The following is a 15,234-nucleotide window of genomic DNA, read 5'->3' as shown; positions in this document are numbered from 1 at the left end:
AGCACAGGAGGCGGGCAGCGGCAATAAGGATATAAGGATTTCTTTATGTGACGGCATCTAAATACCGCCAAACAATTGCTTGGCGGCTCCTGCGCCTGTCCAAAAGGCACCGGACCAAACGGAAAGGGCGAGCCGCACAGGCCCGCCCTCCCAATATGATCGCCGCGAGAAGGGACCTTACTGGCCCAGTTCGCCGCTCGTGGGCAGGCGCCCGTTGGGCGTCAGCTTGTTGATGATCTCGGGCAGGTGCTGCGCGAGCTGGCCAAGCAGGTCGTTGGGATTGACTCCGGCCTTCTGGGCGAGGTTGTTCAGCGTATCCTGGCCGATGACCTGGCCAAGTTGTCCTGGCTGGATCGACTGGTTCTGGCCGTTGCCGATCCACGAATTGATAACGTCGCCGTGGCCAGCCTGCTGGAACTTCTCGAGAAGACCGCCGAGCCCGCCAAGGAGGCCGCCATCATCAGGCGCACCTGGCTGAGGAGCCGAAGGAACCGGAACCGGCGCGGGGGCCGGCGCGGGAATCGAGGGCTGTGCGTCAGGCTGGGCGGCACTGCTGCTGCCACCGAGCCACTTGGCAAGGATCAGGGCGCCGGCCGCCAGAATGAGCGGTTTCGTCAAGCTGCTCTCGGGCACGGCATCGTTCACGGCGTTGTCAAAAAAACCCATCTGCATCTCCTCGCATGTAGGGGAAGCCGCATCGACGGCGGCTGGCCTCGATAGATGTAATCTGGCACCAACCACAGGCATTTTACAATATTCCGGCTAATGAAAATTTTTCCGTTCCTTCCTTTCGTTACGACAGCCCTTTCTCTTGCGAAAAGAACGCATCCCCTTACCATGCGAAGTCCGATAAATATCGGGCATGTTGCCCGATTCGGCGGAGGAATGCGGTCATGGGTGACTTGGGTTGGATTTGGACCATCATCGTGGGCATCATCGCCGGCTTTCTCGCCAGCAAGGTGGTGAACAAGTCGGGGGCCGGCCTGATCATGGATCTGGTGATCGGCCTCATCGGCGCCGTGGTCGGCGGTTTTCTCGGACGCACCTTGCTCGGCATGGGAACCAACTCGGGAATCCTCGCAAACCTGCTGGTTTCCTTCGCAGGCGCCGTAGTGGTGCTCGTGATCTACAACGCCCTTACACGCCGCCGATAGGTCGCCACACGCACCAGTGAGAGATCTTCCCGCCGCTGCCTAGTCCGGCGCAAGCTTGGCTTTCTGCGCGTTTTCGCCGGATCGCGAACGCCGCCGCGAGTCATGCATGGACCCTTTGCTCACGGCGACGGGCAGAGCTTTCCTTGCCAAACCGTGGGCGCGCCTCAGGAAGGTCGCGCCCGCAGTTTCGTGGGTTCACTGGTGCTGAATGAACTTCGGATCGTATGGCACCACGAATTCCCCGTTGTCGGAGAGAACCGCCAGGGTCTCGCCGCGCGGCTCCACGTCGGTGACCCGATCCCAGCCCACGGGCACCGGCATGATGCCGATGGCGTGCCTGAGATCGACCTCTCCATCCGCCGTGAGGCTGATCGAGGTGGGTATGCCCTGTTCCGTAAAGGAATTGGGGACAATCGACGCCTTGTGGCCGGACAACAGGTAGGTCCTCACCTCCTCCAGGCCCAGCACCCCGCGGTGACGGCTGTTCCAGGGGCTGTAGTAGCGCCCGCCATTGCTCATCCAAAGCAGCGTCGACGGAAAATCCTCCGGCCGCTTGAGGCTTAGCACGAGGTCGCCCTCATGATGGCGCAAGGCCGCACCCCAGGCGAAAGCGCGGTCGGGCGCCTCCGGCATCATCACGCAGTCCTCGTAGTTGCGGTCGAAAGGATAGCAGGTGAGGTTGGCGGTTCCCCCATCGGCCCGAGGGGCCTTCTTCAGGTCCTGGAAGTGCGAGGGATAAGCCAGCAGCGAACGCCCCCGGATGGGATCGCTCTCCTGGGGATCGTCGGGGGTCGCCACGAAACGCTTTGGCGAGAAGCTCAGATGCCCCCCCTGCGGCAGCGACACCATCATATGGAGGCCGACGGAAACCGCACCGTCTCCTCCCGAGAAGACATGGCGCTGATACAGGAAGGGATGGCCATCCCGCAGCGTGAACTCCTTGGTGACGCGCGCGCCCATCACCCGCTTCTCGAGCTCGAAACGAGCGACGCACCCGCCCTCCACCGCGCGCGTATCGATATGCCGCCAGGGCGAATTGGCCGGCCAGCCATGCGCTGGGGAACCATCGATGTCGCTGAGGCCGAAGGGCGCGCAGAGGAAATCTCCCGATAGGCGGGCCAGATGGGCCGGTGTGTCGGGCTGCTGGGCCTCCCCGATCCAGGGCGCACGATGCAACGGCGCGATCTTGCGCCCGTCCCGCTCCACGACGAGCGCCTTAATGTGTCCCACCGCAAGGTCCAGCGTCACGCTGATGCCGCCAGCCTCGGCCGTCGCGAATTCCCCGCTGGCTGTCATGGGCTACATCCTCCTGATTTCATTTGGTTTTATGGATGAACAACAAACAGATGAAGCCTGTTCCGCAGCCAGTATGCCGCAATTGAAGGCGGACGCAACATGCCGGCGCGTCCCTCCCAGATGTCGGTCGAGCCAGGATGCAGGCTCAAGCGGAGTGTATTTTTGCGCCCCGGGAATTGGCACTTGCAAAATACAAATGCACTAATATATTAATGCATTAAGCGGGGGTTAACGATCCACCGGAATGAGCCGAGCCATGCTGGATACCACGAGACAGTCGAGCGTCAGGCCACGTTCGACGGCAGCCAATGTCTATGAAATGCTGCGAAACGACATCGTCATGGGAACCCTCAAGCCGCAGCAGCCGATCCGCGAGGCCGAGATCGCCGCCAGCCTCAACGTCTCCCGCACGCCCGTCCGCGAAGCGTTGCTGCGCCTGTCCAGCCTCGGTCTTGTCGACATCTTCCCACAAAGCGGCACCTTGGTTGCGCCGATCCGCGTCGAAAAGGTCCGCGCCGCCCAGTTGATCCGCGAAGTGGTGGAAATCGAGGTGTGCCGCCGAGCCTGCCGCATGGCGCGCGAGGAGGACTTCGAAGCCCTTTCCGCGTTGTTGGACGAGCAGGAATTCGCCGCCGTCCGCAAGGACATTCGCCGCGTCTACGAACTGGACGAGGTGTTCCACCGCCGTATCTTCGAGGCGGCCGACTGCCTGGCCGCCTATGAGGAACTCGAGGACGTCAAGACCCACCTCAACCGGTTGCGCTTCGTCACCATCAACTGGCCGAACCGTCCGAACTCCATTATCGCCGAACATCACGATATCCTGGCCGGCCTTGCCGCACGCGACGAGCAGGCGGCGGCGGCGGCGATGACGATGCATCTGCGCACCATCCTGCAGGTCCTCGACGGCGACGGCGGCAAGCCGCAGTGAAAATCGGCCGGCGGCGAAAGCGGAGCCAGCATCCCTCGCCGCCCCAATCGAACACGCGCCAGGCAGGCCGGCGACGGCCTTTCCAATATCGCGAATGGCCGCAAAAGGGCCGCCGGCAACGACCGGAACAGGAGGGAACGGATGATACTTGCAAAATTCCGCGCGGCCTTGGCTGCCGGCTTCATGGCAGCGGGCCTGCTGGCCTCCGGCGCCGGTGCCGCCGACAAGCCGGCTCTCACGGTCTCGCACGACAAGGCGGGATGGCAGGCCAATTTCGAAGCCTACGGCAAGGATGATCCCACCTCGTCCTGGCAGGTCACTCCCTTCGCCGACACCACCAACTACCAGGCCGCCGTGCGCGCCTCACTGCCTACCCCCTCCGCTCCCGGCATGTTCACCTGGTGGTCCGGCTACCGGATGAAGGATCTGGTCGATGCGGGCCTGCTCGAGGATCTCACGCCGATCTGGAAGCCGCTGCTCGCGGAAGGCAAGGTCAGCCAGGCCGTCGCCGATGCCTTCACCTTCGACGGCAAGATCTACGCGGTGCCGAACAACGTCGCCTATTGGGCGATGTTCTACAACAAGAACGTCTACAAGGAACTCGGCCTCGAAGTGCCGAAGACCTGGAACGAACTCGAAGGCAACCTCGCCAAGATCAAGGCCGCCAGCAAGGTGCCGGTAGGCCAGACCATCGAGGGGCGCTGGCCCGCCTTCATCTGGTTCTCCGAGTTCCTGATCCGCCAGGATCCCGACTTCTACAACAAGCTGTTGGCGGGCCAGGCCAAGTATACCGATCCGCAGGTCGCCGCCGCCTTCGCCACCTGGAAGGACTGGATGACCAAGGGCTGGATGGACGACGGCACCTCGCCCTTCGGCTTCACCACCGGCGACAGCGTCAACAACTCCTTCGCCCAGGGCAAGGTCGCCCACATGCTGGTCGGCACCTGGTTCGCCGACACGGTCAACAAGGCCGGCATCCAGGAAGGCAAGGATTGGGGCATGTTCGTGCTGCCCAACATGAATGCCAGCCTGCCGCCGAGCGTGATCTTCGAGGCTGGCCCGCTGCTGGTCTCGAAGAATTCCGAGACCCATGACACCGCGGTGAAGGCAGCGACCTACTGGATGAGCAAGGAAGGCGAGCAGCGCTGGGCGGATCTCACCGGCTTTCTCGTCGCCAACTCGGACGCGAGACTTCCGGCCGACAAGGAAGTGGCGAAGCTGAACGACGCGATCCAGCAGGGCCATTACAAGCTGATCGGCCGCTACTGGGAATCCACGCCCTCCCCGATCGCGGAGGCCGCCGTCGACGAGATCTCGAAATTCGTCCTCGACCCCACCTCGGCGGACTCGGTGATGCAGAACCTGCAGAAGATTGCGGACGACTACTGGGCGGCCCATCCCAAGCCCTGATCTGCTTCGGCCAGCCTCGCTCCGCGGCATTTCCGGCGGGGCGGGGCGTCTCCCCCATCTCCGCGGAACTCCCATGGCAAGCCTGTCGTCGAGAAAGCAGCGCGCGGCCTATCTCTATGTCGCCCCGGCGGCCTTGATGGTGGGCATCTTCCTCATCCTGCCGATGCTCTACACCACCATGCTGGCCTTCACGGACTGGAACGGCATGACCGCGCCCGCCTTCATCGGACTTGCCAACTTCTACAAGCTGGTGACGGATGCCAACTTCCTGCACCCCTTCGCCAACACGCTGAAATGGATGGTGCTCGGCGTCGTCCTGCCTGTCGGCCTCGGCTTCTTCTTCGCCTACGCGATCTCCGGGCTGAAGGGTGCCAAGCTGATGCAGATCTGCATCTACGTCCCGGCCACCATCTCGGCCTCCGCTGCCGGCATCGTCTTCGGCTTCGTGCTGCGCAATGAAGGCGTGCTCAATATCGTGCTGGATGCCATCGGCCTCGGCGCGCTCAAGGTCAACTGGCTCTATGTCCAGCCCTACAACACCTATGCGATGATCGGCGCCTATACCTGGCAGGCCACCGGCATCAACGTGATGATCTTCCTCGTCGGGCTCCAGGGACTGCCGAAGGAGCCGCTGGAAGCGGCCACGCTCGACGGCGCCAGGGGGTGGGTGCTCGCCACCAAGGTGATCATCCCCATGCTGATGCCCTATGTGGTGATCGCCTCGCTGCTCGCTGTGATCAACTCCTTCAAGGTGTTCGACACCATCTGGGTGATGACGGGCGGCGGGCCGGCACGCATGTCCGAGACACTGGCCGTGACCATGTACAAGGAGGGCTTCGCCAATTTCAGGATGGGCTACGCTTCCGCCGTGGCGGTCGTGATCTCGGCCCTGTCCCTTCTCTTCTCCTACTTCTACATGCGCAACATGCTCGCGCGCGAAAGCCAGGCCTGACGATGACGGCGCGCAGCAAGACCACCGGGATCATCCTTTCCGGCGCCATGTTCTCGGTGACGCTGGTCTGGCTGTCGCCCATGGCGTTCCTCCTGATGAATACGCTGAAGACGGCCACCGACTACACGCGAGGGCCGCTGCTCCTGCCCACGAGCTTCAATCTCTGGCACAACATCGCCAATGCCTGGGCGCAGGGCATCCAGGGCGGCTTCTTCAACTCGCTGCTCTATGGCGCGGCCAGCTCGCTGCTGGCTGTGCTGCTCGCCTCCTTCGCCGCATTCGGCATCGTGCGGCTGAGGATGCCGCGGGCACTCGGCTGGTTCCTGTTCATCTATTCGGGCACGATCTTCCCGCTGCAGATGTATCTGATCCCGCTGTTCAAAAGCTATATCGCGCTCGGCATCTACGACACCAGGTTCGGGTTGTTCTGCTTCTACACGGCGATCTGCATACCCTTTGCCACCTTCGTCATGCGCGGCTTTTTCCTGACGGTCCCGTGGGACATCCAGGAAGCGGCGGAGATCGAGGGCGCCACGAGCTGGGACGTCTTCTGGAAGATCATGATGCCGCTCGCCAAGGCACCCTTCCTGATGCTTACCCTGGTGCAGTTCACCTGGGTGTGGAACGACCTCCTCTTCGGCATGATCCTCGTGCGCTCGCCCGAGGCCCGGCCCGTGCAGGTGGCGCTGCTCGGCATGCAGAGCCTCTACGGCCAGGCGGACGCGCCCACCATCATCACGGCCACGCTGATCGTCTCCCTGCCCACGCTGCTGCTCTTCCTGCTCCTGCAGAAGCATTTCGTGCGCGGCCTAGCCCTGGGAACGGGCGGATGAGGGCCGGCATGCTTCATTTCATTCGAAGGATATTCCGATGAAGATCGTCGACCTCAGGGCCACCACCGTCGCCGTGCCGCTGGAGGCGCCGCTGCGCCATGCCGCCGGCGCGCACTGGGGGCGCTTCATCCGAACCATCGTCGAGGTGGTCACCGACGAAGGCATCGTCGGGCTGGGCGAGATGGGCGGCGGCGGCGAATCGGCCGAAGCGGCCGTGCGCTCCCTCCTGCCCTATCTCAAGGGCCATGATCCGCTGCAGCTCGAACAACTGCGCTGGAAGATCATGAATCCGACGGCCTCGCTCTACAACAACCGCATGCAGCTTCACGCCGCCATAGAGATGGCCTGCATGGACGCGGCAGGCAGGAAGCTCGGCATCCGTGCCTGCGATCTCCTGGGCGGCTCCATCCGGGACACCGTGCCCTTCGCCAGCTACATCTTCTATCGCTACCGCGACGAGAAGACCGGGAAGGGCGGCGAAGTCACCCCCGATGAGATCGTCGCGCATGCCCACGACCTCAAGGCCCGCCATGGCTTCAAAACCCACAAGCTCAAGGGCGGGCATTTCTCCCCCGACCACGATGTCGAGACGTTTCGGGCGCTTGGTGCCGCCTTTCCGCGCGACAAGCTCCGCCTGGACCCCAATGCCGCCTGGTCCGTCGAGGAAGCAGCACGCGTCGGCCGCGCCATCGAGGATCTCAACAACGACTATTTCGAGGATCCGACCTGGGGCCTAGAGGGGATGCGGCGGCTGCGAAATCTCGTGCGTATCCCCACCGCCACCAATACGGTGGTGGTGAATTTCGAGCAGCTCGCGGCCAATATCCGCCTGCAGGCCGTGGACGTCGTCCTGCTCGACACCACTTTCTGGGGCGGCCTGCGCCAGGCGCACAAGGCGGGCACGGTGCTCGAAACCTTCCAGTATGGCGCCGCCGTGCATTCTTCCGGCGAGCTCGGCATCCAGCTCGCCTCGATGCTTCATCTCGGTGCCGCGCTGCCCAATCTTTCCTTCGCTGCCGATGCGCACTACCACCACCTGACGGATGACATCATCGTCGGCGGGCCGCTACGCTATGTCGACGGTGCCATCGCGGTGCCCGAGGGGCCCGGCCTTGGCGTCGAGCTCGACCGAGAGAAACTCGCCAGATATGCCGAGTACTATCGGGAGGTGGGAGGCTATGCCTATGACCGCGATCCCGAGCGGCCCGGCTGGTACTCGATCGTGCCCGAGCAGCATTATGCCCGGGCACAGAGATAGGCAGGAAGCAAGGAGCGCCCGTCACGGACGCCCGTCTTCATCGTTCACGCCGCCCTGTAGCGTTCGGCCGCACGAGACTGCAGGAAGTTCGGCAGCATGGCCTGGCGCGCGCCGTTGAACGCTTCCCATTGGCCGGCGTCGGGCAGCGGCGGGATGGTGACCGTCTCATGCCGGTCGAAACCGACCAGGGCCGCATCGACCAGTTCACCAACTTCCATCACACCCGGGATCTGGTTGACGTCTCGTCCCGAACGTTCCCAGATCTCCGTGCGGGTTGCAGCAGGCAGTACCGCCTGCACGTAGATGCCCTTGGGAGCCAGTTCGACCTGCAGGCTCTGCGACAGGGTCAGCACGAAGGCCTTGGTGGCCGAGTAGACGCCGAAGGAGATTTCCGGCGCCAGCGCCAGGACCGAGGCAAGGTTGATGATGGCTCCCTGGCCCTGCCTGATGAAACGCGGCACCACGGCGGCGGTCAGGCGCGTCAGCGACGTGACGTTGAGCCGGATCAGCCAGTCAACCGCCTCGGCATCCTGGTCAGCAAAGCCGCCATGGGCGGCCGCACCTGCATTGTTGACGAGAATGCCGATCTTCTCGTCTTCACGCAGCCTCGCTTCGACGCGGCCAAGATCGTCGCCGTTCGTGAGGTCGGCCTTGAGGATATCGATCTGGACACCGCTCTCGGCACGCAGGCGAGCGGCAAGCGCCTCCATGCGGGCCTGGTCGCGGGCGACAAGCACGAGGTCATGGCCTCGGCGGGCAAACCGCTCGGCATAGGTGGCGCCAATCCCAGTCGAGGCGCCGGTGATCAGCACGGCGGGAAGCGATTGAGTCATTTTTCGAACTCCTGATGGCCGCCCATCATCGGTCACGGCCGTTTCTATTCATGATGATCATCATCATTGATGCATTCATGATATCCATCATGTATAAAGTCAAGCGTCGTGAAGGAGTGGACCGATGAAAGTCAGCAAGGAGCAGGTCGCCGAGAACCGCCAGCGAATCCTCGAGGCAGCGGCCCGGCTCTTCCGGGAGCACGGATTCGAGGGTGTAACCGTCGCCGAGATCATGGCCGCCGCGGGCCTCACGCATGGAGCCTTCTACGGGCATTTCAGCTCCAAGGAAGATCTGGTCGCCCAGTCCTTCGCGCATGTGCTGTTTCCCGAGGAAGCCAAGCCGGACGACGAAGGCACCATGGCCGAATACGCCGCCTCCTATCTGAGTCACCCGCACCGCGACCGGCCGGGGGTCGGCTGCCTGTTCTCGTCTCTCGGAACCGAGGTCGTCCGCACCACCGGGGCGGCGCGGCACACCATGACGCAGGCCCTGAAAAGGCGGATCGAGACCTTCAGCGAGACGGCGCCGGGGGATACGCCGGAAGAACGCCGCCGTGCTGCCATTGCCGGCTGGTCGGCCATGGTGGGTGCGGTCATGCTGGCTCGGATCGCGGACGACCCGGCGCTTTCGGACGAGATCCTGCGGGAGACCAAGGCGGCTATCGAGCGATGAAGCCGCCGGACATGGCTGCCCCCTTGCCGGCATAGGGAAAGGGATCGGCGGTCAGCGCCGATGGCTGGGAGTGGGCGCCCGACGTCCTGTAGATTTCGTGAAGCTCAAATCCACCCGAACAACGAAGGCTGGTCGTCGGGCAGCGCGCCCTCGATCTTGAGGAGACGGCGTTTGGTCTCCACGCCTCCATATGCAGAAAAGCCCCCAAACCCGCCGCCGGCAGCCATGACTCGATGGCAAGGCATCACGATCGGATGGGGGTTCTCGCCCATGGCCTTTCCGACCGCACGCGCCAGGAGGGGATCACCGAGCTTCCGCGCAATCTCGCCATAGGTCATGGTCGAGCCTCTCGGAATGGCCCTCGCGATGGCATAGACCTGACGATTGAAGTCCGACACCTTGTCCATGTCGAGATCGATCCAGCCGAGATCCACCGGTTCGCCGGCGAGCAACGCCTGGATGGCGGCGACAGCCTGGACCACCTCCGGCGGCGGCTCATCCTCGACCGCGCCGGGAAGCAGCCGCTTCATCCGGGTCCGCAGGGCTGCCGCGTCGGCCGACGGCAACTGTACGCTGACAAGTCCCTTCACACCCCAGGCGAGGGCACAGGTGCCGATCTTGGTCTCGAAAAGCGAGAAACGAACCGTCGTCATCTGGGTTTCTCCTTGCAGTGCAGGCATCGCCATTACACTCCCCGACGAGACCCGGCGCCACCCGATATCTGCGCCATTTTTTGCGTTTGCAAGCCGTGAATCAGCTGGAACGGGAACCTTTTCCGGTGTAGGCGCTTATAATCGACGAACGGACCCGGCCCGCCTTTAAACCGTTCCAAAATGGGGTCAAGTTCCGTAAAATCTGCACTTATCTCCTGAAAAGCAGCGTTCCAGGCGACTTTTCCCTGTACATGCGTTGGCGATATCTATCCTCCGTGCGATAAGGCGACCGGACGAATCATAGAAAGGATAACATCATGACCGTCAGCACCATCGATCTTGCCGACCGTATTGCCGCCGCTCATGGCTTGACCAAGACTGCCGCTAAGGCAGCTGTCGAAGACGTTCTGAAGGGCATCGCCGAAGCGGCGGTCAAGGGCGAGGAAGTCTCCCTCAACGGCTTCGGCAAGTTCAAGGTGCAGGCCAAGCCGGAGCGCCAGGGCCGCAACCCCGCCACCAAGCAGACCATCACGATCCCCGCCTCCAGGAAGGTGGTGTTCCAGGCCGCCAAGGCCCTCAAGGACGCCGTGAACGGCTGATACGGCCCCAACCTGACTTTTGCGGACAGGGACGGCGCCTCAGGCACCGTCCCTTTCCTTTTGGGCACGCCCACCGGCCGCTCAGGGTCCCTGCAGTTCAACCGTCACGCCGCTAGGATCCTGCAGGAAGCATTGGCGCAGGGATGTGCCCGGCAGATATTGCGGGCCCCGATAGGCAATGCCGAGCGCATCGAGGCGCGCCAGTGCCTCGTCGAGCGAGTCGACCTGGAATGCAAAGTGATCCACGAGGTTGCCGGCCTGCGCCGAACCTTCGGGTACCTCCCTCAGATGGACGGCGGGCAGGCTCTCGTCATAGAGCCACGCACCCGGGAAGTCGAAATCCGGACGTTTTCCAAGCGTCAGGCCGATGACCTTCGTATAGAAGGCAATGCTGGCCTGCAGGTCGCTGGTGCGAATGTTCACATGCTGGATGCGGACGGTCATGATTTCCTCCCGATTGCTTTTCAGGGAAGCCTAAACTGGAAGCGCCACGCCGGGAAGTGAGCATCGCCTGGCCGGCACGAGGCGGGGTCACCGGCCTCCTTCCCTCTGGATACGGCCTCGGACGAGTGGTGCACTCCGGATTCCCCAGCGGCCCTCGGCCACCGCGGACCTACCACCGTCCCCATGGTCCTTGCAGGAAATCCACGAACGCGCGCAGTGGCGCCGGCATGTGACGGCGGCTGGAATAGTAGAGATAAGGACCGGAGAAGTCCTCCTCCCAATCGGACAGAACTGGCTCCAGGATACCGCCGGCCAGGGCCGGTGCGAGAAATTCCTCGAAGCTGCGAATGATGCCCAGGCCCTCGATGGCGGCCTGCAACTGCATTTCCACCGCCGTCGTCACCAGTGCACCCGAAGGGGCGATCGTCACGCTTTCGCCTCCTCGTTCAAATTGCCAGCGGGGCGAATTGCCGCTGTCGAAGCGGTGCCGGATGCAGGCGTGGTGCAGGAGGTCGTCAGGATGACAGGGCCGTCCATGCACGGCGAGATAGGCCGGGGACGCCGCCGTCACGAAACGCTGGGTGCGCGGCCCCAGCGGCACCCGGATCATGTCGCGCTCCAGGCTCTCATCGTAGCGGATGCCGGCATCGAAACCCGCGGCGAATACATCGATGAAACTGTCGTGCCCGGTGATCTCGATCGTGATGCCGGGATGGCTGCGCATGAACTCGCCGATCATGCGCGGCAGCACGGCACGTGCCACGATGGTGGGAACGTTGAGGCGCAGCGTGCCCGTCGGCGTGTCGCGATAATCGTTGACGGCATCGAGCGCCGCCGCCACTTCGCCCAGCGCCGGGGCCAATCTGTCGAGGAGGCGCTGGCCCGCCTCCGTCGGCGTGACGCTGCGTGTGGTCCGGTTGAGCAGGCGCACGCCAAGCCGCGCCTCAAGCCGCCGCAGGGCTTCGCTCAATGCGGAGGCGGAAACGCCGCGCCGCATCGCTGCGCCGCGGAAGCTGCGTGCCCGAGCCACAGCCGCGAAGGCATCGAGGTCGGCGAGATCCAGGTCGGCCATTGTGCGTTTTTCCGTACGGCTTGCGCACACTCCATCGGATTATCGCACGAAACCATCTGCGGCATAATCCCTTCATCCAATGGGAACTATCGGAGTCCGCCATGCAAATGCGTCACCTGGGCAAGACCGGCCCGCTTTCCTCCGCCCTCGGCCTCGGCTGCATGGGCATGTCCGGGATGTACGGCCCCTCCGACCGGGCCGAGAGCATCGCCACCATCCATGCGGCCCTCGATGCCGGCGTCAACCTCCTCGATACCGGCGATTTCTACGGCATGGGGCACAACGACATGCTGATCAGCGAAGCGCTGAAGGGCATCGCCCGGGACAGGGCGGTCATTTCCGTCAAGTTTGGCGCCCTGCGCGATCCGGCCGCCGGCTGGGGCGGCGTCGACGGCCGCCCGGCTGCGGTGAAGAACTTCCTCGCCTATACGCTGCAGCGCCTAGGGTTCGATCATATCGACATCTATCGCCCCGCTCGCCTCGATCCGAACGTGCCTATCGAGGATACGATCGGCGCCATCGCCGACATGGTGAAGGCCGGTTATGTGCGCCATATCGGCCTGTCCGAAGTCGGCAGCGCCACCATCCGGCGTGCGGCGGCCGTGCACCCGATCGCCGACCTTCAGATCGAGTATTCGCTGGTTTCCCGCGGCATCGAGGACGGTATCCTCGATACATGCCGCGAACTGGGCATCGGCATTACCGCCTATGGGGTGCTTTCGCGCGGGCTGATCAGCGGCCACTGGCGCAAGGACACCGCAGGTCAGGGCGACTTCCGGGCCGTCAGTCCCCGCTTCCAGGCAGGGAACATCGACACGAATCTCGCCTTGGCCGAGGCACTTCGTGCGGTGGCGGAAGACCGGAAGGTGAGCGTGGCGCAAATTGCCATCGCCTGGGTGGCCGCGCAGGGCGACGACATCATACCGCTGATAGGCGCCCGCCGCCGCGACCGGCTGGCGGAAGCCCTGGGCGCCCTCGACGTGACGCTCACCAGCGGGGACCTTGCCGCCATCGAGGCAGCCGTGCCGAAGGATGCGGTTGCCGGCACGCGCTACGCCGCCGCGCAGATGGCCCATCTCGACAGCGAGCACTGATGCCGGAAGCGGGGCGGGAACGTCCGTATCCGCGGAAAATAAAACATGCTTGATGTCGGCCGCGCTTCAGGCCCACCGTCCTGGGGGTGTTCAATCCCCAGGGAAAAGCATCATGCGCTCGATCTTCGTCAATCTGCCCGTCAGGGACCTCGACAAGTCCAAGGCCTTCTTCGCGGCCCTCGGCTTCAGCTTCAACCCACAATTCACCGACCAGAACGCGGCTTGCATGGTCATCGCCGACAACATCTATGCCATGCTGCTCACCGAGGCCTATTTCAAGACCTTCATCAATGGCGAGATCGGCAACGCCGCCACGACGAAGGAAGTGCTGGTGGCCCTTTCCGCCGGCAGCAGGGCGGAGGTGGACGACACGCTGGCGAAGGCGCTTTCCGCCGGCGCCAAGCCCTGGAAGCCCGCTCAGGATCACGGCTTCATGTACGGCGTCAGCTTCGCCGACCTCGACGATCACGTCTGGGAAGTGATGTGGATGGATCCGAGCTTCGTGCAGAAGGGCTGAGGCCACTGGCCCGCGCATGCGGCGGCGCACACACGGCTCAAGCTGGAGACTGCGGATGTCCCAGTTCCTCGTCACCGGGCCCGCCCCCGGTGATTCCGCGCCGCGCCCACGTTTCAGGCCGCATGCCGCCGGCCCCTCTCCGTAAGATCGGCCCAGCGTCCGGGCGTGAGGCCGAAGGCCTTCTTGAAGTGGCGCGTCAGGTGGCTCTGGTCCGCGAAGCCGGTGGCGGCTGCAATCTCCGCCAGCGGCTCGCCGGCCTCGATCAGCGTGCGGGCGTAACCGAGGCGTCTCATCAGCAGGAAGCGGTGCGGACTGGTAGCGAACGCCTTCCGGAAGTGACGGTAGAGAGTGAAACGGTCGAGCCCCGCGACATCCTCAAGTTCGTCTGCCCGGACGGCCTCCAGGGCATGGGCCTCCAGGTAGTCGCGCGCCCGCTCGATCTGGTGCAGGGCAAGGGCACCGAGCGGCTTGACCGGCTGGCCGGCATGACGGGCAAGGCCGCGTGCGATACGGGCGACGAGATCGCCGGAGGCAAGCTCCTCCAGCCCCTTGTCGAGCGGGCCGAGCAGGGCAAGAAGATCGTCGCGCAGTTCCACGTCGGAAAAGACCGGCAGGCGCACGAAGGGCAGGCCTGGCACGCCTTCGCCGAGACCGCGCAGCAGCAGCGACGGCTCCAGATAGATCATCCGGTAGTGCAGAGCGGCCTCGGTGCCGGCCCCCCCGTCATGCACCTCGTCCGGATGCAGCACGATTACCTGGCCCGGCAGGCTGGCGCGCGAGATGCCCCGATACTGGAAGGTCTGGACCCCGCCGAGCGTAACGCCGACGGCGTAGGTGTCGTGGCGGTGCATCTCGAAGACCTTGCCCCGGAAGCGCGCCTCGATGCGCTCGATGCCCGGCAGGGCCGGCGCCGTGAGAATGCTCTCGGCCGTCTCACACAAACGTTCAAGACCATGGAGGGCCTGCCGCTCTAAGGGAAGCGGCACATCACCCGACGGCAGTGGAGCCTGGAAAGTACCCATCCATGTTCGATACAAAATTTGCGATCATATTGCGAGACGATCTCGCGCCCTGGCAGGCGCTCAACGTGACGGCTTTTCTTGCCAGCGGCATCGTCGGGCAGGTGCCCGAGATCATCGGCGAGCCCTATCGGGACCGTGCCGGCCATCTCTACAACGCACTTTCGGTGCAGCCCGCCATCGTTCTCGCTGCAGATGCCGCGACCATGGCGGCCATCCATCGCAGGACGCTGGAACGCGGCGTACGCACCTCGCTCTATATCGAGGAGATGTTCTCTACCGGTCACGACGCCGCCAACCGCGCCGTCTTCGCCGAACATGCGCCCGAGGACGCCAGGGTGGTCGGCATCGGCATGCGGACAGATCGGAAGCTTGTCGACAAGCTCACCAGGGGCGCCCGGATGCACCCATGAGGGCGTTCACGGGCAGATATGGCTGGAGCCCGGATCGATAGCCATGAAGGAATGGGCCGCTCCCTCGCGGGAGCGGCCAATCT

18 protein-coding genes are annotated in these 15,234 nt (G+C 64.0%); 11 read left to right on the top strand and 7 right to left on the bottom strand.

Features of this window, described 5'->3' with window-relative positions:
• Positions 1 to 177: 177 nt before the first annotated feature.
• Positions 178 to 666 (bottom strand): YidB family protein, encoded by a 489-nt coding sequence (locus tag AC6H34_RS12815; RefSeq protein ID WP_448149602.1) that lies wholly within the window; start codon positions 664 to 666, stop codon positions 178 to 180.
• Positions 667 to 893: 227 nt separating this feature from the next.
• Between AC6H34_RS12815 and AC6H34_RS12810 the strand changes: the two genes are divergently transcribed.
• Positions 894 to 1,154: a GlsB/YeaQ/YmgE family stress response membrane protein gene (locus AC6H34_RS12810; protein ID WP_448149603.1), complete on the top strand. Its 261-nt coding sequence runs from the start codon at positions 894 to 896 to the stop codon at positions 1,152 to 1,154.
• A gap of 195 nt (positions 1,155 to 1,349) precedes the next feature.
• On the opposite strand, the gene AC6H34_RS12805 is transcribed toward AC6H34_RS12810, so the two are convergent.
• Positions 1,350 to 2,450 (bottom strand): hypothetical protein, encoded by a 1,101-nt coding sequence (locus tag AC6H34_RS12805; RefSeq protein WP_497539052.1) that lies wholly within the window; start codon positions 2,448 to 2,450, stop codon positions 1,350 to 1,352.
• 256 nt (positions 2,451 to 2,706) lie between these two features.
• Between AC6H34_RS12805 and AC6H34_RS12800 the strand changes: the two genes are divergently transcribed.
• From AC6H34_RS12800 to AC6H34_RS12780, 5 genes are all read left to right on the top strand, one after another.
• Positions 2,707 to 3,381, top strand: a complete 675-nt coding sequence (locus AC6H34_RS12800; protein WP_448149605.1) for a GntR family transcriptional regulator — start codon at positions 2,707 to 2,709, stop codon at positions 3,379 to 3,381.
• A 141-nt stretch (positions 3,382 to 3,522) separates the two neighbouring features.
• Complete coding sequence (locus AC6H34_RS12795) at positions 3,523 to 4,791, top strand: ABC transporter substrate-binding protein (protein ID WP_497539051.1); 1,269 nt, start codon at positions 3,523 to 3,525, stop codon at positions 4,789 to 4,791.
• 73 nt (positions 4,792 to 4,864) lie between these two features.
• Positions 4,865 to 5,743, top strand: coding sequence for a carbohydrate ABC transporter permease (locus AC6H34_RS12790; protein ID WP_448149607.1), 879 nt, complete (start codon positions 4,865 to 4,867; stop codon positions 5,741 to 5,743).
• A gap of 2 nt (positions 5,744 to 5,745) precedes the next feature.
• Positions 5,746 to 6,576 (top strand): carbohydrate ABC transporter permease, encoded by an 831-nt coding sequence (locus AC6H34_RS12785; protein ID WP_448149608.1) that lies wholly within the window; start codon positions 5,746 to 5,748, stop codon positions 6,574 to 6,576.
• A 37-nt stretch (positions 6,577 to 6,613) separates the two neighbouring features.
• On the top strand, positions 6,614 to 7,834 hold the full coding sequence (locus AC6H34_RS12780; protein WP_497539050.1) for an enolase C-terminal domain-like protein: 1,221 nt from the start codon (positions 6,614 to 6,616) through the stop codon (positions 7,832 to 7,834).
• A 44-nt stretch (positions 7,835 to 7,878) separates the two neighbouring features.
• Here AC6H34_RS12780 and AC6H34_RS12775 read toward each other — a convergent pair whose 3' ends face one another.
• Positions 7,879 to 8,667: an SDR family NAD(P)-dependent oxidoreductase gene (locus tag AC6H34_RS12775; protein WP_497539049.1), complete on the bottom strand. Its 789-nt coding sequence runs from the start codon at positions 8,665 to 8,667 to the stop codon at positions 7,879 to 7,881.
• A 124-nt stretch (positions 8,668 to 8,791) separates the two neighbouring features.
• Here AC6H34_RS12775 and AC6H34_RS12770 point away from each other — a divergent pair, with 124 nt between their 5' ends.
• Positions 8,792 to 9,340 (top strand): TetR/AcrR family transcriptional regulator, encoded by a 549-nt coding sequence (locus tag AC6H34_RS12770; protein WP_448149611.1) that lies wholly within the window; start codon positions 8,792 to 8,794, stop codon positions 9,338 to 9,340.
• A 104-nt stretch (positions 9,341 to 9,444) separates the two neighbouring features.
• Here AC6H34_RS12770 and AC6H34_RS12765 read toward each other — a convergent pair whose 3' ends face one another.
• Positions 9,445 to 9,993, bottom strand: a complete 549-nt coding sequence (locus tag AC6H34_RS12765) for a methylated-DNA--[protein]-cysteine S-methyltransferase (RefSeq protein ID WP_448149612.1) — start codon at positions 9,991 to 9,993, stop codon at positions 9,445 to 9,447.
• A gap of 317 nt (positions 9,994 to 10,310) precedes the next feature.
• Here AC6H34_RS12765 and AC6H34_RS12760 point away from each other — a divergent pair, with 317 nt between their 5' ends.
• Positions 10,311 to 10,592 (top strand): HU family DNA-binding protein, encoded by a 282-nt coding sequence (locus tag AC6H34_RS12760; protein ID WP_448149613.1) that lies wholly within the window; start codon positions 10,311 to 10,313, stop codon positions 10,590 to 10,592.
• Positions 10,593 to 10,673: 81 nt separating this feature from the next.
• Here AC6H34_RS12760 and AC6H34_RS12755 read toward each other — a convergent pair whose 3' ends face one another.
• On the bottom strand, positions 10,674 to 11,036 hold the full coding sequence (locus tag AC6H34_RS12755; protein WP_448149614.1) for a VOC family protein: 363 nt from the start codon (positions 11,034 to 11,036) through the stop codon (positions 10,674 to 10,676).
• A gap of 169 nt (positions 11,037 to 11,205) precedes the next feature.
• A complete protein-coding gene (locus tag AC6H34_RS12750; RefSeq protein WP_497539048.1) occupies positions 11,206 to 12,108 on the bottom strand; it encodes a LysR family transcriptional regulator in 903 nt (300 codons plus the stop codon).
• Between the two features lie 101 nt (positions 12,109 to 12,209).
• Here AC6H34_RS12750 and AC6H34_RS12745 point away from each other — a divergent pair, with 101 nt between their 5' ends.
• Positions 12,210 to 13,202: an aldo/keto reductase gene (locus AC6H34_RS12745; protein WP_497539047.1), complete on the top strand. Its 993-nt coding sequence runs from the start codon at positions 12,210 to 12,212 to the stop codon at positions 13,200 to 13,202.
• Between the two features lie 112 nt (positions 13,203 to 13,314).
• Positions 13,315 to 13,719, top strand: a complete 405-nt coding sequence (locus tag AC6H34_RS12740) for a VOC family protein (RefSeq protein ID WP_448149617.1) — start codon at positions 13,315 to 13,317, stop codon at positions 13,717 to 13,719.
• A gap of 113 nt (positions 13,720 to 13,832) precedes the next feature.
• Here AC6H34_RS12740 and AC6H34_RS12735 read toward each other — a convergent pair whose 3' ends face one another.
• Complete coding sequence (locus tag AC6H34_RS12735; protein ID WP_448149618.1) at positions 13,833 to 14,741, bottom strand: AraC family transcriptional regulator; 909 nt, start codon at positions 14,739 to 14,741, stop codon at positions 13,833 to 13,835.
• 2 nt (positions 14,742 to 14,743) lie between these two features.
• On the opposite strand from AC6H34_RS12735, the gene AC6H34_RS12730 reads away from it, so the two are divergent.
• Positions 14,744 to 15,151: a DUF2000 family protein gene (locus tag AC6H34_RS12730; RefSeq protein WP_497539046.1), complete on the top strand. Its 408-nt coding sequence runs from the start codon at positions 14,744 to 14,746 to the stop codon at positions 15,149 to 15,151.
• Positions 15,152 to 15,234: the final 83 nt, after the last annotated feature.

The organism is Labrys sp. ALF-8, from assembly GCF_059699065.1.
This window is presented reverse-complemented; position numbering and strand designations above follow the sequence as displayed.

Coding starts and splice junctions, on each gene's coding strand:
- AC6H34_RS12730 (WP_497539046.1), top strand. CDS start 14,744: ATGTTCGATACAAAATTTGCGATCATATTGCGAGACGATCTCGCGCCC.
- AC6H34_RS12795 (WP_497539051.1), top strand. CDS start 3,523: ATGATACTTGCAAAATTCCGCGCGGCCTTGGCTGCCGGCTTCATGGCA.
- AC6H34_RS12745 (WP_497539047.1), top strand. CDS start 12,210: ATGCAAATGCGTCACCTGGGCAAGACCGGCCCGCTTTCCTCCGCCCTC.
- AC6H34_RS12770 (WP_448149611.1), top strand. CDS start 8,792: ATGAAAGTCAGCAAGGAGCAGGTCGCCGAGAACCGCCAGCGAATCCTC.
- AC6H34_RS12805 (WP_497539052.1), bottom strand. CDS start 2,450: ATGACAGCCAGCGGGGAATTCGCGACGGCCGAGGCTGGCGGCATCAGC.
- AC6H34_RS12750 (WP_497539048.1), bottom strand. CDS start 12,108: ATGGCCGACCTGGATCTCGCCGACCTCGATGCCTTCGCGGCTGTGGCT.
- AC6H34_RS12775 (WP_497539049.1), bottom strand. CDS start 8,667: ATGACTCAATCGCTTCCCGCCGTGCTGATCACCGGCGCCTCGACTGGG.
- AC6H34_RS12810 (WP_448149603.1), top strand. CDS start 894: ATGGGTGACTTGGGTTGGATTTGGACCATCATCGTGGGCATCATCGCC.
- AC6H34_RS12790 (WP_448149607.1), top strand. CDS start 4,865: ATGGCAAGCCTGTCGTCGAGAAAGCAGCGCGCGGCCTATCTCTATGTC.
- AC6H34_RS12740 (WP_448149617.1), top strand. CDS start 13,315: ATGCGCTCGATCTTCGTCAATCTGCCCGTCAGGGACCTCGACAAGTCC.
- AC6H34_RS12785 (WP_448149608.1), top strand. CDS start 5,746: ATGACGGCGCGCAGCAAGACCACCGGGATCATCCTTTCCGGCGCCATG.
- AC6H34_RS12765 (WP_448149612.1), bottom strand. CDS start 9,993: ATGACGACGGTTCGTTTCTCGCTTTTCGAGACCAAGATCGGCACCTGT.
- AC6H34_RS12755 (WP_448149614.1), bottom strand. CDS start 11,036: ATGACCGTCCGCATCCAGCATGTGAACATTCGCACCAGCGACCTGCAG.
- AC6H34_RS12780 (WP_497539050.1), top strand. CDS start 6,614: ATGAAGATCGTCGACCTCAGGGCCACCACCGTCGCCGTGCCGCTGGAG.
- AC6H34_RS12735 (WP_448149618.1), bottom strand. CDS start 14,741: ATGGGTACTTTCCAGGCTCCACTGCCGTCGGGTGATGTGCCGCTTCCC.
- AC6H34_RS12800 (WP_448149605.1), top strand. CDS start 2,707: ATGCTGGATACCACGAGACAGTCGAGCGTCAGGCCACGTTCGACGGCA.
- AC6H34_RS12815 (WP_448149602.1), bottom strand. CDS start 666: ATGGGTTTTTTTGACAACGCCGTGAACGATGCCGTGCCCGAGAGCAGC.
- AC6H34_RS12760 (WP_448149613.1), top strand. CDS start 10,311: ATGACCGTCAGCACCATCGATCTTGCCGACCGTATTGCCGCCGCTCAT.